At 35.7% G+C, this 15,823-nt stretch carries 17 protein-coding genes; 4 read left to right on the plus strand and 13 right to left on the minus strand.

The features are described from left to right. Positions 1–20: 20 nt before the first annotated feature. Positions 21–347: a YppG family protein gene (locus tag MLD65_RS01190; RefSeq protein WP_243290018.1), complete on the minus strand. Its 327-nt coding sequence runs from the start codon at positions 345–347 to the stop codon at positions 21–23. Between the two features lie 162 nt (positions 348–509). Here MLD65_RS01190 and yppF point away from each other — a divergent pair, with 162 nt between their 5' ends. Together yppF and MLD65_RS01200 are read left to right on the plus strand one after the other, a co-directional pair. Continuing rightward, positions 510–695 (plus strand): YppF family protein, encoded by a 186-nt coding sequence (gene yppF / locus MLD65_RS01195; protein WP_243290019.1) that lies wholly within the window; start codon positions 510–512, stop codon positions 693–695. Between the two features lie 144 nt (positions 696–839). Further along, positions 840–1,013 carry a hypothetical protein gene (locus MLD65_RS01200; RefSeq protein ID WP_243290020.1) on the plus strand — a complete coding sequence of 58 codons (174 nt, stop codon included), beginning with the start codon at positions 840–842 and terminating at the stop codon, positions 1,011–1,013. A 156-nt stretch (positions 1,014–1,169) separates the two neighbouring features. Here the strand turns inward: MLD65_RS01200 and MLD65_RS01205 are convergent, their stop codons facing one another. From MLD65_RS01205 to MLD65_RS01215, 3 genes are all read right to left on the minus strand, one after another. Next, positions 1,170–1,526 carry a DUF1798 family protein gene (locus MLD65_RS01205; protein WP_243290021.1) on the minus strand — a complete coding sequence of 119 codons (357 nt, stop codon included), beginning with the start codon at positions 1,524–1,526 and terminating at the stop codon, positions 1,170–1,172. Positions 1,527–1,584: 58 nt separating this feature from the next. Then, positions 1,585–1,845 carry a hypothetical protein gene (locus MLD65_RS01210; RefSeq protein WP_243290022.1) on the minus strand — a complete coding sequence of 87 codons (261 nt, stop codon included), beginning with the start codon at positions 1,843–1,845 and terminating at the stop codon, positions 1,585–1,587. 316 nt (positions 1,846–2,161) lie between these two features. Further along, a complete protein-coding gene (locus MLD65_RS01215) occupies positions 2,162–3,130 on the minus strand; it encodes a DUF2515 family protein (RefSeq protein WP_243290023.1) in 969 nt (322 codons plus the stop codon). An 86-nt stretch (positions 3,131–3,216) separates the two neighbouring features. On the opposite strand from MLD65_RS01215, the gene recU reads away from it, so the two are divergent. Together recU and MLD65_RS01225 are read left to right on the plus strand one after the other, a co-directional pair. Continuing rightward, complete coding sequence (recU, locus tag MLD65_RS01220; protein ID WP_243290024.1) at positions 3,217–3,822, plus strand: Holliday junction resolvase RecU; 606 nt, start codon at positions 3,217–3,219, stop codon at positions 3,820–3,822. Positions 3,823–3,858: 36 nt separating this feature from the next. Continuing rightward, complete coding sequence (locus MLD65_RS01225; protein ID WP_243290025.1) at positions 3,859–6,465, plus strand: PBP1A family penicillin-binding protein; 2,607 nt, start codon at positions 3,859–3,861, stop codon at positions 6,463–6,465. Between the two features lie 70 nt (positions 6,466–6,535). Here MLD65_RS01225 and MLD65_RS01230 read toward each other — a convergent pair whose 3' ends face one another. The 9 genes from MLD65_RS01230 to dinG all read right to left on the minus strand — a co-directional run bounded on the left by MLD65_RS01230 (position 6,536) and on the right by dinG (position 15,756). Further along, positions 6,536–7,051 (minus strand): YpoC family protein, encoded by a 516-nt coding sequence (locus MLD65_RS01230; protein WP_243290026.1) that lies wholly within the window; start codon positions 7,049–7,051, stop codon positions 6,536–6,538. Beyond that, on the minus strand, positions 7,041–7,706 hold the full coding sequence (gene nth, locus MLD65_RS01235; protein WP_243290027.1) for an endonuclease III: 666 nt from the start codon (positions 7,704–7,706) through the stop codon (positions 7,041–7,043). Before nth ends, MLD65_RS01230 begins: the two co-directional genes overlap by 11 nt. A gap of 44 nt (positions 7,707–7,750) precedes the next feature. After that, positions 7,751–8,449 (minus strand): DnaD domain-containing protein, encoded by a 699-nt coding sequence (locus tag MLD65_RS01240; RefSeq protein ID WP_243290028.1) that lies wholly within the window; start codon positions 8,447–8,449, stop codon positions 7,751–7,753. A gap of 132 nt (positions 8,450–8,581) precedes the next feature. After that, on the minus strand, positions 8,582–9,874 hold the full coding sequence (gene asnS, locus MLD65_RS01245) for an asparagine--tRNA ligase (protein ID WP_243290029.1): 1,293 nt from the start codon (positions 9,872–9,874) through the stop codon (positions 8,582–8,584). Positions 9,875–10,027: 153 nt separating this feature from the next. Further along, on the minus strand, positions 10,028–11,218 hold the full coding sequence (locus tag MLD65_RS01250; RefSeq protein ID WP_243290030.1) for a pyridoxal phosphate-dependent aminotransferase: 1,191 nt from the start codon (positions 11,216–11,218) through the stop codon (positions 10,028–10,030). A gap of 14 nt (positions 11,219–11,232) precedes the next feature. Continuing rightward, positions 11,233–11,751, minus strand: a complete 519-nt coding sequence (locus MLD65_RS01255; RefSeq protein WP_243290031.1) for a cell wall elongation regulator TseB-like domain-containing protein — start codon at positions 11,749–11,751, stop codon at positions 11,233–11,235. A gap of 10 nt (positions 11,752–11,761) precedes the next feature. Further along, positions 11,762–11,932: a YpmA family protein gene (locus MLD65_RS01260; protein ID WP_243290032.1), complete on the minus strand. Its 171-nt coding sequence runs from the start codon at positions 11,930–11,932 to the stop codon at positions 11,762–11,764. A 205-nt stretch (positions 11,933–12,137) separates the two neighbouring features. Further along, positions 12,138–12,983 (minus strand): ComEC/Rec2 family competence protein, encoded by an 846-nt coding sequence (locus MLD65_RS01265; protein ID WP_243290033.1) that lies wholly within the window; start codon positions 12,981–12,983, stop codon positions 12,138–12,140. 16 nt (positions 12,984–12,999) lie between these two features. Next, on the minus strand, positions 13,000–15,756 hold the full coding sequence (dinG, locus tag MLD65_RS01270; RefSeq protein WP_243290034.1) for an ATP-dependent DNA helicase DinG: 2,757 nt from the start codon (positions 15,754–15,756) through the stop codon (positions 13,000–13,002). Positions 15,757–15,823 lie beyond the last annotated feature (67 nt).

The raw sequence follows: 15,823 nt of genomic DNA on the forward strand, positions 1-15,823 counted from the left end.
AATTACCTCCGAATGGTTATTTACTTAAATAGTTGAGACACCCCTTTAAACAAAGAATTTAACTGATTCATCGTCCCCATTACTTGTCCTGCCGTATCCATCATTTTATTAATATCAAAATTACCATCTGTTTTTTTAAATGAGTTTACAACAGACTTCACACTTGTTTGTTGAGGTGTTGCAAATGGAACTGGCTTAGGATATGGGGTTGGGTATGGATTAAAATAAGATGGTTGATTTTGTTGAAACCAATATGAAGACAAGTTTTTCTGATAATATATTGGTTCTATTGGTGTATAGTGTGGATACGGTCGAGGAACGTAATAATGTTGATTAATCGGGTACAAGATTCATTCCCCCTTATATTCTCATCCATATATACTTTATGCATATTAATAGCGAATGGTGAAGGAAATGTAAGAAAATGTCGAAAGTCTCAATTTTATAAAAAATTAAGACACCGCTAGAACATGTTATGATAGAAAAAAGGGGTTAAGGGGGATGTTTAAATGAATTATTCTACTTTAAAGGAGAAATTCAAATTAGAAAAACAATATGACGCCTATTCCATGAACGAGCTTTTAGACTACTTGAAAAAATTATATATAAGAGAAGAAATTACTATTTTAGAATACCGACAAATCATAGAGATTTTAGAAAAAGAAGGCGCTAAAAATCCTGAACAAGCTGTATAATAAGCGGACATTATTGTCTGCTTTTTTTTGTTAATTTCCTTCTATCCTCACCTTCGCTTCGCACGTATTAGAATTCTTTTTTGCGGAAACATTAACGACTAGGGAGAGAAAGGTTTTCTAAACTATTCAAATGAGGAGGATACAATGAGCAGAGGGAAAAGCTTTCAACATAAGAAAAAAGGCCATGTGCCTCAACCACCGAAACATGGCTTCCAAGCATCATCAAAGCATACCGAAGATATTGAATATGCTATTGATACAGTCGGAACAGAAGACAAAAGACCAATCACGATTGAAGTTGATGACGATTCACAATAAAAAGGGCTCCTTTTAAGCCCTTTTTATTTCATGTTTGTTACTCATTTATCCCACTCTAAACAGGCAGTAAGACCCCCACCTCAAGATTCTGTAGTTAAGACGGGGCAGGGACTAACAATTAGTGGGGGATGAAAAAAGCCCCCTCTGATTGAAGTTTCACTTAATCCTTTGGATGATACTTTCTAATATAAACTGAACCGATTCTTTCATATCTTTAAAACGCTTGAAGCTTGATTGATGGAAAAAAGATTGAACGGTTAGTTGTTCAAGTTGCTCCTTACAATTTTCAATTTGTGCTTGAACGATATATTTTGGTCTATATTCATCAATCCATCGAGTTACACCCTCACTCCATTCATCGAGCACACCGAAAACTTCATCGCAATACGGTTTCACTTGATCATGAAAAGAATACTCACATTTGGACGCCTTTGTTTTTAAAAAACGCGATTCACAATCTTTTACTTTCATTAACAACCATGTCGTTTGTTGAACAATTTGTTCTTCATTCAATTTGTTCACCTCGTTACGTATAATAGCATACATTTGCGAGATGAAAAAGTAAGTGGGATTAATAGCTTGGGTTTAAAGAGACGGTATTGGAGGGATTTAATTCTTTTTTCATGAAGGATTGGATATTTAAGTCTTCTACACAACGATTGAAATCTTGAATGGAATGATCATGTCTTTCTATTCTTTTCGATATTTCAGTAAATGGTTGTGTTGCTTGCTCATACGTTTTTTCAAGAAGTTTCATTTCCAATTGTTCTAATTGTTGTTCTAATTCCTCTAACTTCCGTAACGCTATCACCTTCGCAACGATTGATTTCATTTTTTCGCCTCCTTTAACCGTTATTATTCTTTCCTTTATTTCATTATCCTTCTACGGTGACAAAACTAGTCTTTATTCGGCAAAGATAGTTGTTTTCTTCTTTCCTTTTCATAGTTCGACAATTAGAATGGAAACGTAAGAATGCGGACACGCTAAAAAAATGGAGGTGATAACGTTGGCAAAGAAGAGTCACAAAATAAGAAATGAAAAAAAGGAACAAAAAGATTTAGTCGGATACGGTGACAAAAAGTTAAAAGGTCCAAACAGACCGTCAACATAAGTAAAAAGGAGAAGCTCTCTTTATGCAGCTTCTCCTTTATTCATTGCGCCCTCTTTTTACATATTCATCGAATAGACAAAATAACCGCAACTGTTCCTGCTTTTTAAAATACCAATTTGTTACATCGAGTTTTTTTGGTATTTTTACTTGCCGGAAATATTTATTCAAATTTTGTCCATGAAACCATTTGCTTTCTCGTTCGTCTATATGATGTGAAATAATCGGGTATGTTGTTCGTAAATAAGGCGTTTCCCGCTTTATACTGTTGGGTAAATACCTTTCATAATCGTAACGAGAACCAGTATGTGTTACAAGCGAAGAAAATAAAAGAAATTTTTCATAATAAAGCGGATGAAACAACACACGAGCTAAACATTTCCCTAATTGAATTCGTTTCGCCACATTGCGAAAATGCTGGACAGAGCAACCATACAATTTTCCATCAAGAGTTGGGAATAAAACGGTACTAAAATGAAAAAAAGCTTGAAAACGATACGGAAAACTATGAAAAACATTGTTTACAAATTCATCTTGTTCAATGACAGGTTTTTGAATGAGATGCTGTTCATTTATAATTAAGGCCGTTAACAGCCGGTCGTTATCATGCTCAACGAAATAACGTTTCCACTCATCAATCATAAAGCTTGATACATGAAAATGTTCAAGTAAATTAAACAATGGGACATTATATTTTTTAGATTGCTCATATATTAATAATTGTGGAAACGCATCAGAAAAAATAAGCCAATTTGCTTTTTCATACGTTAAAAATAGCCAAAAACGCATTTCAGGAGCAAGTGCTTTTAAATACCAAGTACCCATTAAGTCTGTCATACACCAACCAGCGTTTCTTGAAACCATACTCGCTAAATGCGCCCAGCGAATTTCGGGATGCTTCAAATAAAATTTAGCGTAATAATAAGTACGGGAAATATTATCAACATTTCCCTTTAATGTCGTTTTTTCAACATAAAGCAATAAAGAATCAATTGAATCAAACCTCATATGAAACATCCTTCCATATCGGTACGTATTTATACGTAAATATTGATATGATATAATTAGCTTTTCTCAACAAAGGAGGAATTTCATTGATGTTGAAATATCCAAATGGAAAACCTTATCGGCAAAAGCAAAGAACGAAACGAAAAAACCTTCCAAACAAAGACATTCAATATAGTAATCGAGGAATGACTCTTGAGGAAGACTTAAATGAAACGAATGAATATTATCGTACAAGCGGTATTGCTGTTATTCACAAAAAGCCAACTCCTGTTCAAATTGTCTCAGTCGATTATCCGAAACGGAGTGCGGCTGTTATAAAAGAAGCTTATTTTAAACAGGCTTCGACAACAGACTACAATGGTGTTTTCAAAGGTAAATACATTGACTTTGAAGCAAAAGAAACACGGTATACATCTTCATTTCCGTTACAAAATATACATGAACACCAAATAAACCATATGGAAGCAGTGTTGAAGCAAGACGGAATATGCTTTCTAATAATACGATTTGCAAATAGTGAAGAAATATTCTTACTGAGTGCGGAAAGAGTGCTTGAATTTTGGAAGAGAAAACAAAGTGGTGGTCGAAAATCGATTGCTAAGCATGAAATAGAAACACATGGACACAAAATTCCTCTTGGCTACCAGCCGAGGATTGATTATATTAAAATAATAGACGATATTTATTTTTAACAGGCTCTTTTCATTATAATGAAAGGTTGGAATAATATGAGTGGAGAGTATCAATCAAGAGAACAAAGAAGAAAAGCACAGCAAAAAAAGAAAACAAATAAAAAGAAACGAAAAAGTGGTGTTTGGAAAAAAATATTTATTTCCTTATTTATTATTGGGATCATTGGGATGATAGCAGGTGGAGCAACACTTGCCTTTTACATATCAGATGCTCCTGATTTAAACGAAGATCAGCTAAAAGGAAATTTATCCTCCAAAGTGTATGACATGAACAAGAAACAAGTGTATGAAATCGGTGCAGAAAAAACAACCTATGTACCGATTGATGAAATTCCTGATCATGTTAAAAACGCCTTTATTGCAACAGAAGATGTCCGTTTTTATGAACACAACGGAATCGATATTATCCGCTTTGGCGGAGCTGTACTCGCAAACATTCAAGAAGGATTTGGGTCTGAAGGTGCCAGTACGATTACCCAGCAGCTCGTTAAATTATCGTTTTTAACACCGGAAAAAACGATTAAACGGAAAGTACAAGAAGCATGGTTAGCGATTCAAGTTGAACAAAAGTTTTCAAAGGATCAAATTTTAGAAATGTATTTAAACCGGGTCTATTATCCAGGGAACTACTATGGAGTTGCGCGTGCAGCTGAAGCCTTTTTTGGTAAATCTTTAGACGATTTAACGATTGGTGAAGCGGCAATGATTGCAGGCATGGTTAAAAATCCACACGGGTACAATCCAAGGGAAAATCTTAAAGCGGCAGAAGAACGCCGTAACACCGTCTTAATGCTTATGGAGAAACATGGCTTTATTAGCAGTGCAGAAAAGGAAGAAGCAAAACAAATTCCGATTGCCGATTCTCTTGTCAAGCCGACTGAAAAATCAAATGATCATTATGCATTTATTGAACAAGTCATTGAAGAAGTGCGTGATAAATTAGATATGGACCCAAGTGCCGCTGGATTGAAAATATATACAACGCTCGATCCGGATGCTCAAAGCTATGTGGAAGATTTATTAAATGGTGATTCTCTCGGTTTTTCGAGCGAACATTTACAAGCTGGGGTTACATTGCTTGATACAGAAAGCGGTGAAATTCGCGCAATCGGCGGTGGACGAAACCAGCCGATCGGTGGCTTTAACTACGCTGTTGACACAAAGCGCCAACCCGGTTCAACCATTAAACCCGTATTAGATTATGGTCCTGCTATCGAACATTTGAAATGGTCTACTTACCATCAAATAAAGGATGAGCCATATACGTATTCTAATGGTGCACCAATTAATAACTACGATAATCGTCATAAAGGATGGATGTCGATCCGCCAAGCGCTCGTCGATTCACGTAATATTCCGGCATTAAAAGCCATGCAAGAAGTAGGTCTTGACAAAGCACAGCAATTCGCAAAAGGTGTCGGTATCGATCTCAAAGAAATAGAAGAAGCATATTCTATCGGTGGTTTTGGAGGGGAAACCGTTGGGGTGTCACCGCTTGAAATGGCAGGTGCATTTAGCGCATTCGGTAATAACGGGTTTTATATTAAGCCGCACACCGTGAAAAAAGTGGAATTAGCAGATGGTACAGTCATTGATTTAGCTCCAGAGCCTGAAGAAGCGATGAGTGATTATACGGCCTTCATGATTACAGACATGATGAAGTCTGTCGTCCAATACGGAACAGGAACGAGAGCTAATGTGCCTGGACTTAACATCGCGGGTAAAACAGGTTCGACAAACTTTAATGATAAAGATAAACAAAAATATAATATACCAAAAGGTGCAGCAAAAGACAGTTGGTTCGTTGGCTACACGCCTAAATATACAGCGGCTGTATGGACTGGTATGGAAAAGAACGATGAGAAAATGTATTTAACGACTAAAGACCAGAGGCTTGCAAAAGATATATTCCGTGAAATTATTAAGCATGTTTCAAAAGGCGATCGTTCTGACTTTAAACAACCGAAAAGCGTCGTAAAAGTCGCGATAGAAAAAGGATCTAACCCAGCAAAATTAGCTAGTAAATTTACACCGAAAGATATGATCACCTATGAATACTTTGTAAAAGGAAATAAACCGACAAAAGTATCTGACAAATATAAAAAATTATCGAAACCAAGTAACGTTCAAGTAGCTTATAATGAAGAAGCAAAAAACGTTTCGTTAACATGGGGTTATGATAAAAAACTTTTAGACAATACATCGTTTGAAGTGAGTCTGTCTGTAAATGGCGGAGACTACAAGCCTGTCACAACGACAAAAGATATGTCGTATACCGTTTCAAATGTCGAACCAGGTTCCCTTTATAAATTCCAAGTTGTCGCCATTAATGATAACAGCCGAAGTGACCCTGCCGCGGCAATGATTGAAATTCCTAAAAAAGAAGAGGAAGAAAAAGAAGAAATTGATGAGGAAGATTTAGAAGAATTGTTACCTCCTAACCCAGAAGAGGGTGAGAATGAAGACGACAAAAAAGATAAAGACAAAGATAAAGAAAAAGAAAACCCGTCTAACGGCGACGATAATCCAAATAATGACAACGGCAATCAAGGTAACGGAAATGACAACGAAGATAGCAATGACGATCAAAACAACGAGAATGGAGACACTCCAGCAGATGGACAGCCAATGGATGATGTTTAATGACTAAAATGAAGAAAGATACCGAAAAAGGACAGCCATTTTTAGCTGTCCTTTTTGTTTATCGATCTATTCAATTCACTAACGCAAGCTTCTTATAAAAGATTTTTTCTCCTTCTTGAAATAATTCACTTAGTTGGATGAAAGCATGATAAAGTGTTATATTTTCTACAATAAATGTAAGCCTTTCCTCTACATTGACCGGTTTATACGGAAAAGGATAGGATAAAGGGATTGAAGTAGATTTTACAGCAGCTTCGTTCATCCAATGAATGAAGACGATAAAAAGGGCAATCCCTTCTTGCATATGTGAGCGAATTTGTTTTATCTTTCGATCCCGAAAATGATAGGCTAGCTGTTCATTAACTTTTTTCCATCGTTTAAAAAGAAGGGGAATATGCTCATCCCATCGTTCCCACGGTTTATACGCCTCTTTTTCTTCTATGGTATACAAAAATTCATAAAAGAACGGGGTTTGTTTCAAATTTTCTTCTACATCTGCGTGAACGTTTATCTTCAATTCCTTTTGATTTTCAAAGAAAGGAGAAGTTTGATAGGAGGAAGGGATTTTTACGACTTTATAACCCATGGGCAATCTCCATTCCTTTCGTCCGCTTCTTCCCTTCTCGACATAAATAGAGTAAAGGACATTCCGTACATTTTGGTGATTGTGCTTTACAATGATATCTCCCGAAAAAGATGAGCCGATGGTGGGTGATTCCCCATTCCTCTTCTGGAATTTTTCGCATTAACGTTTTTTCAACCTCTAATACAGAATCTTTCCATCTACAAATGCCTAAGCGCTTTGTTACACGTTCCACATGTGTGTCAACTGCGATAGCTGGTTTGTTAAAAGCAACAGACATAACGACATTGGCTGTTTTTCTACCTACCCCAGGGAGCTTAACAAGCTCTTCTCTTTCATCTGGTACTTCTCCACCGTAGTCACGTATAAGCATTTCACATAATTTTTGAATGTTTTTTGATTTATTACGATATAGACCGATGGAACGAATATCTTGTTGTAATTCCTCCAATGGCACGTTTACGTAATCTTCAGGCTTCTTATACTTTTGAAATAAATTTTTCGTCACTTTGTTCACAAGAGCATCAGTACATTGTGCAGATAACAGTACAGCAATAACGAGTTCAAAAGGATTTTGATGAATAAGCTCACAGTGTGCATCTGGAAACATTTTTTCAAACGTATTTAAACACTCGCGAATTTGCTTTTTCGTTAACATATTTATCACCTAACCTTTTTCTTCGAATAAAAAAAGAGAGCTCATCACTCTCCATCTAGCCAATTATAAAACGGAACAATTCGTTTATACTCTTCGGTTGCTTGCTGCTTGTTTGCTGCTTTTCGATTCGACTCTCTAAAACGTTTCGAATGTTTGCGAGCTTGATCAATCGTTTGAATCCCATTTTTCTTCCACTCAAATAAAATGCGATCAATATACCTAAAATTCATTTTCCCTGAGATGACTGCTTCTTTTAATGCAGCAACAATGATTTCTGGGTCGTGATGATCTTGATCAATCCAAATAGATAACGTTTCACATTCAAATGGTGATAGAGGTCGCCCAAACTCTCGTTCAAATGTTGTATATAAACTTTTTTCATCAACGGCTTGATGCTCATGTTTCTTTTCTGCTTGCAACCATTCATATAACTTTTCCCAAAGCGGCTTGAGAGAATACTTCTCAAAAATAATTGCATTTTCTTCTAATTCTTCTATATAAAGAAATCCTCGTTGTACTAACCTTCTTAATAAATTTGTACACGAATCGGTTGATATTGACATATGTTCAGCGATTTCAGTTGGTGTCGGAAATAGCTTCCCTTGCTGCAAATAGGATTGAACTAATAAAATGATCGTAAATTCTTGTTCATTTAAACCTAATTTATGATAATTCCATAAAAATGCGTTTGGAATTGAAATGACCCCTTGTTCTTGATAGGATACAAACTCCTCTTTCTTCATTTTTAAGACACCTCAACTGTAGTATACCATGTAATGAAAAAAATGGGGATGAAAGCTTCATCCAGTAATAGAAAAAAAAGAAACCCTCCTAACCATGGAGGAGGGAACTTAAAGAAACCTTTTTTACATTTATTAAGGATATAAGCGATTTAATAGTCGTGGGAATGGAATTGTCTCACGAACGTGTTCAACACCGCTAATCCAAGCAACTGTACGCTCCAAACCTAAACCGAATCCAGAATGTGGTACAGAGCCGTATTGACGTAATTCCAGATACCATTTATAAGCCTCTTCATCAAGCTGATGTTCTTTTAGACGTTGTTGTAGTAAGTCAGCATCGTGAATGCGCTCTGATCCACCGATAATCTCTCCATAGCCCTCTGGAGCAATTAAATCCGCACAAAGGACAACTTCTTCACGACTTGGATCTGGTTGCATATAAAATGGTTTTAATGAAGTCGGATAATGGGTAATGAATACTGGCTTATCAAAAGATTCAGCAATTGCTGTTTCATGCGGCGCACCAAAATCATCGCCCCACTCAATATCATTAAACCCTTTTTCTTTTAAAAACGTAATCGCTTCATCATACGTAATGCGTGGAAACGGTGCGTTCACTTTTTCAAGTACAGATGTATCTCGTCCGAGTACTTTTAGTTCAAGCGCACAATTTTTCAACACAGATTGGACGATGTGCGAAACGTATTCTTCTTGCACTTTTAAATTGTCTTCAAACTCATAAAAAGCCATTTCTGGTTCGATCATCCAAAACTCAATTAAATGGCGACGCGTTTTCGATTTTTCAGCACGAAAAGTTGGACCAAAAGAAAACACTTTTCCTAATGCCATCGCTGCAGCTTCCATATAAAGCTGGCCGCTTTGAGAAAGATACGCATCTTCATCGAAATATTTTGTATGGAACAACTCAGACGTCCCTTCTGGTGCACTACCTGTTAAAATTGGCGGATCAACTTTTACAAAGCCTTGTTCATTAAAAAATTCGTATGTCGCACGAATAATTTCGTTTCGTATTTTCATTACTGCATGCTGTCTTTTTGAACGTAACCAAAGATGGCGATTATCCATTAAAAATTCTGTACCGTGTTCTTTCGGTGTAATCGGATAGTCAACAGCTTCATGAATGACTTCAATATTTGTGACACCTAATTCGTATCCGAACGGGGAGCGCTCATCTTTACGAATCGTTCCCGTTACATATAATGAGCTTTCTTGAGTAATTGATTTCGCCTTTTGGAAAACTTCCTCTGAAACTTCTGCTTTTACGACGACGCCTTGAATAAAACCTGTTCCATCACGAAGTTGTAAAAAGGCGATTTTTCCGCTAGAACGTTTATTGGCAAGCCAAGCGCCAATTGTTACTTCTTGTTCAACGTATTTATGTACTTCTGAAATCGTAGTTTTCACGTTTATGTCCCTCCAAAAAATCGAAATGCTCCATTACTATGTATGATCAATACTTTACTATTATACAATTGTCGTCTCATTGATTCAAATATTCATCCGATTATTGTCGAAATTGCCAAAAGAAAAAAGCCGGAGAACCCGGCTTAAATTATGCTATTTTTCCATCATTTTCTTTTCAACAAATCGCTTGATTCGTTTTACAGCTTCTTCTAACAAATCAAGAGAAGTTGCATAAGATAAGCGGACATTTTCCGGTGCACCGAACCCTGAGCCTGGTACAATCGCTACTTTTTCTTCTTCAAGAAGAGCTTTTACGAACTCATCGACGTTTTCATAACCTGTCATTGTTGCGGCTTCTTTCGCATTCGGGAATAAATAAAATGCTCCTTGTGGTTTGACACAGCTAAAGCCTGGAATTTGAATGAGTTGATCATAGATGATATTTAACCTCTCTTCAAATGCCTGACGCATTTCTTCCACTGGCTCCTGTGTACCGTTATAAGCAGCCATTGCAGCAAATTGTGCAATGGAAGTTGGGTTCGAAGTACTATGACTAGCTAAGTTTGTCATCGCTTTTATAATTGTTTCATTACCCGCTGCATAGCCAATGCGCCAACCTGTCATTGAATGTGACTTGGAAACACCGTTAATAATAATCGTTTGTTCTTTTAACTGGGGAGATAACTGTGCAATGGAAATATGTTTATTTTCTCCATAAATCAGTTTTTCATAAATTTCATCTGATACGATTAATACATTCGCTTTAAGACAAACCTCTCCTAATGCTTTTAATTCTTCCTCCGTATAAAGCATACCTGTCGGATTACTTGGTGAGTTAATAATGACAGCCTTTGTTTTTTCCGTAATAACTTCTTCAAGTTGCTCAGGCGTTATTTTAAAATGGTTTCTTTCTACGCCTTCAATAAATACCGGTGTTCCACCCGCTAATTTTACTTGTTCTGGATAGCTTACCCAATAAGGTGTTGGGATAACAACTTCATCCCCTTCATCTAATAGAACTTGAAATAATGTATAAAGAGCGTGTTTAGCTCCTGTACATACAATGATTTCAGAAGGCTTGTAGTCAAGCTTTTGGTCTTGCTTAAACTTTTCAACAATTGCTTCTTTTAGTCCAATTAAACCGCCAGAAGGTGTATATTTTGTATGCCCTTCTTTCATCGCTTTAACCGCTTCATTCAAAATATGCTCTGGTGTATTAAAATCTGGTTCACCAGCCCCTAAGCCAATTACATCATGTCCTTGTGCTTTTAATTCCTTCGCTTTTGCAGTAATTGCTAATGTCGTCGATGGTGTCAGTGTAGAAACGCGTTTTGATAATTTCATTCAAAACATCTCCCTTATCGTTGAATACTATATGCTTTGTAAACTTTAGAGTCAGTAAAGCTTACGATAAAATATGTATATCGGTTTTTTTGATCCACATAACGAACCTCCCAAACCGGTATATCCCACTTCGGCTTTTCAGAATCGTCATACCCTATTTCCATGGATATAATCTTTTTTGGTTTCTTATTATCATCATAGGTTGATACTAATTGTAATACTTCTTTCTTAGAAAGACCATTCTTTTCTAAAACGATTTTAACTTTTTTTGATTCGTCTTTTGGAACGAACGCAATGACTTTTTGTTTTTTTTGATTTTGACCTTTTACAACATAATAAACGTGATCACTATTGTAAGTCGATACTTCTTCGATATTTTTTACACCATTTTTTTTTGCCACTTGTTCAGCAAAAGCATGGCCATCTGTTTTGTCTGCCAATGCACTACGAAGAATAAATATAGTTGAAGCGAGAAAAACAACCATTACAATGCTGATAATAAGTGTGATCATTCCTTTTCTATTCATATCCATCACCACACCACTACGTACGATAAATTGTAAAGACTGCTTTATTTGGATTATCTTTATCCAATGCTAAACCGAACATAAGATTTTCTCGTTTAAGCGTCCTGTTTAATACGTCAACAATTTTATACAAGTCATCAGAATGTTCAATAGTTACGGAAGATAAGAATTCAATTTTACTTTCCATCTGCTTTGATTCCTCCTATTTGTAAACAATTTTTGTAACTAATAGTTCCGACACGTTCCGGAAAAAATAACGATACAACAAATTAACTTGTTGTATCAGTCAGTACCCATTATATCAGCTTTAACATCTTTAACTAAATAAATTTTCTCCTAATCCACACCATATGTTAACCTGTGCATGATTAAGCACAGGTCTTTTTTATCATTTACCGATACTCAAAAGATAGTGGAATCACTTCATATAAACTTTCATCCAATTTTATTGAAATATTCCCAAATTGTTTCAAGGGATAAATATCGATCCATGTTTGATATAAGCGCTCAATCACATCTTGACTTGGCCACTCATCTTTTTGTCTAAAAATGATGGCAACTTGTGGGTCTACATAATCAACAAACGATTTTGATGTTCCAGATTTATCGCCAAAATGTGGAACCTTTAATATGTTGACATCAGACAGTGGTTTGTCCAAAAAATACTGTTCTAACTTACGATCTGATGATGACATATATAAAAGGTTATGTTTATAAAACGTTATTTTCAAATCTAACCCTAAGTGCCGATGCTCTACATGATTATCATGCAAGATGTGAACGAACAAATGCGGGAGTAGTTCAACTTTTTCATTCAATCCCCATGTTTCCCATTTTTCGACATCCACTTCATTACGCAAGTTACTTTTCATTAAGATGTTTTTTCCCGTAACGAATTTTTTCACTTGAAACTTGTTTTTCAAAAAATTTGTATTAGACATATACTGTTCATCTGCTTTTGTAATAATTAACATGTCAATCGTCGTAACATTAAACATCTTCAAAACATTCTCTAATTGTTCATTCGTATTCGGCCCACCGCTGTTAATTAACACATTCTCCCCGTTTCCATGTTGGAAAAGTGTTGCTTCTCCTGACGTTAAATCGATAAAGGTAATCCCGATTTCATTTTCTTCTAGCTTCAAATTTACTTTTTCTATTTTCGTATCGGCTAGTTGTACTCGATCGAACCCGAATTGACTTGTCAAGATAAACAAGATCATCAATAGTCTATACAAATATTTCCCTCCAAGCCTAACCGTCTTCACGTAACCAATGAGATGCCTGTGGTATGAGTTTGTGTAACGCTTCTTCCTCCAAGGAATCAAATGCAATGGAACGAAGAAATGACTTTCCATATTTCGATGTCTTAATTCTTCTATCGAACAAAAATAAAGCTTGTTTCGTATGTTGAACAGTAAATTTTGCAATTCCATCTTTAAACTTTAATATTGCTTCTGGTAATGAGTATTGATAAAAACAGTTTTCTCCATTAGCCGTTAATCGTTCACAATTAGCTGCAACAATCGGATCATGTGGAGATGAAAATGGTAATCGAACGATAATCATCGTTGTTATGTGCTGTGGTTGTATTTCAATGGCATTCCAAAAGCTCATCGTACAAAACAGCATCCCTTTTTCAAAATGTTGTAAAGACTTCATCATTTTCGTTGGATTTCCACCGTTAATTCCTTGTGCAAATAAGAGAAACTCTTCTCGATCGATCATCGTTTTTATCTTCTCATACGTTTTTTTTAACATTTCTAATGAAGAAAATAAAACAACCGTTTTCCCTTTCAGCCGTTTCGCAAGATGCGAAATATTAGTTGCCATCTGAAAAATATATGCCTCATCCTTCACGTCATGAACGAATGGAACATCTTCAGGAAGAAAAACCTTCATGCCTACATCACGATCTAATACGGAAGTAAGCTGGATGGTTATTGGATAAAAATCTTTTAATCCTAAACGGTGGATACAAAAGTGAAAATCACCCTGAACCGTTAAAGCGTTTGAAATAAGGACGACACTCTTCTTTTTTGAAAAAAATTGGTCGGCCAATTGATTCGATACGATAATAGGTTCTGAAAAAACGACAACTGCATTTTTTGCTCCTTTTGTTTCGATTTCAATCCACTTCACTTCATCCATTGAAGAGTGAAAAAAGAATTTCGTAAACCGTTCACGTAATTGATGAAGATATTCTAAAAAATATACGTACTCGTATTCGGAATTGACCGATGAATGATCCCATCTTTCATTTCTTATTGTTACTTGCTTTTCGTATTGTTTATTCATCCGTTTCAGCAAGTCATAAATATAAAACTGGTTTTTCCGAACAAGCTCTAAAATAGCTGTCCAAACGTTCCCTTTCTCTTTTTCTGGCTGTAATCGATAACGAAAAACATTTACCTCATCATTTGTATTTTTATCGTTGACATAGTGATGGATGAAAGAAAATAATTCATTCATATGTTCTTGTAAATCTTGAACAATCTCATTTAGTTCATGATCTATTTTTGAAACAAAATGATGCACTCGTTGTAATTGATTGGAAAGTGTCGAATATTCCAAAGAAGATCCGAAATATTTCCGACAAGATCGTTCAAATTGATGAGCTTCGTCAACAATTAAATAATCACTTTGACTCAATAAATTCCGGCCTTTTAATGCATCAGCCATTAGCATCGCGTGATTCGTTATAATAATTTGAGCCTGCTTTGCATTTTTTAAAGCATTTTCATAATAGGAATACGACTGCCAAGTTCCTTCATCTATCTTTTTCGATTGAAAGAAATTCGTATGAAGTCGATGCCAAAAAAGTTTTCCTCCAGATGATAAATGAATTTCGTCCACATCACCCGTTTCTGTTTCAAGCAGCCACACTAAAATTTGTGCTTTTGTTAAAATATTGTCATAATTTGTATCATCTTCCTTTAATATTCGTTCAAAGTTATGTAATGATAAATAATGTTTACTTCCCTTTAGCGTTGCCACGGAAATGGATGTATCAATCTCTTGACATAAAGGGATCATTTTTTTATAAATCGTTTCTAATAAGACATTTGAAGCACAGGCGATAGTGACTTGCTTTTGAAAACGCACAGCAAAGTAAATTGCAGGCAGAAGATATGAAATGATTTTTTCTTCATCCCCCTTTATTTCTATTAATCCATGCTGACGAGTGTCAAAAGCTTCCAATATTTTATTTGCAAGCATATCGTGTTGAAACGCCCAATTTGCTCTCAAATTACCGTACTTTTGCATAAACCTCTCTAAAAACGCGGAAAAACGCGGAATATCTTGAAAGGGTTCCGCCTTCTTTTCAATCGTCTTCATTTTTTTAAAGGCTATGTTTCGATGAATAATAATATTTGCATCCTGTTTATTTACTGCTTTTTCACTTTCAGAAATCAACTCGTATAAAATAGGTTGTAAGTCACTAATGAAATCTTGGGATAATGTATAGAGATGCCTTAATGTTTCAATAGGCATACCCTTTATTTTTTGATATAGCTTTATAAATAATAAAGCGGTCACATATGCGTCACTATCAGCACGATGTGGGTTTTCATGTTCAATCTGAAGAAATTCTGAAAGGTTCGAGAGCTTATAGCTTCCTAGTGTTGGATACATTATTCGAGATAACTCGACTGTATCAATGACCGGTGTATGTAAAGGTGGAAAATGAGTACGCTCCAATTCTGCTCTTAAAAAAGAAAGATCAAAATGAATATTATGGGCAACAAAATAACACCCTTGCAATAAGCTATAAATATTAGGTGCAACTTCTTCGAACGTTGGTGCATGTTTAACGATTTGATCATCAATTCCGGTAAGCTGTTCGATAAAAGGAGGAATCGGCTTTTTCGGATTTATATATGTATTATATTGTTGGACAATCTTTTCGCCTTCTACAATGACGATTGCAATTTGAACGATTCGATCTCCGCTCTTGGCAGAATTACCGGTTGTTTCGATATCTACTACAGCAAATTTTTCTTTCATCATTTACACCTCAAAATGAAAATAACAAGTCCATTGTATCATTTTTAAAACAGAAACCCCCTTCTTAATC

The sequence above is a fragment of the Bacillus sp. FJAT-47783 genome, from assembly GCF_022808615.1.
In the GTDB taxonomy this organism is placed as follows: Bacteria; Bacillota; Bacilli; order Bacillales; family Aeribacillaceae; genus Bacillus_BZ.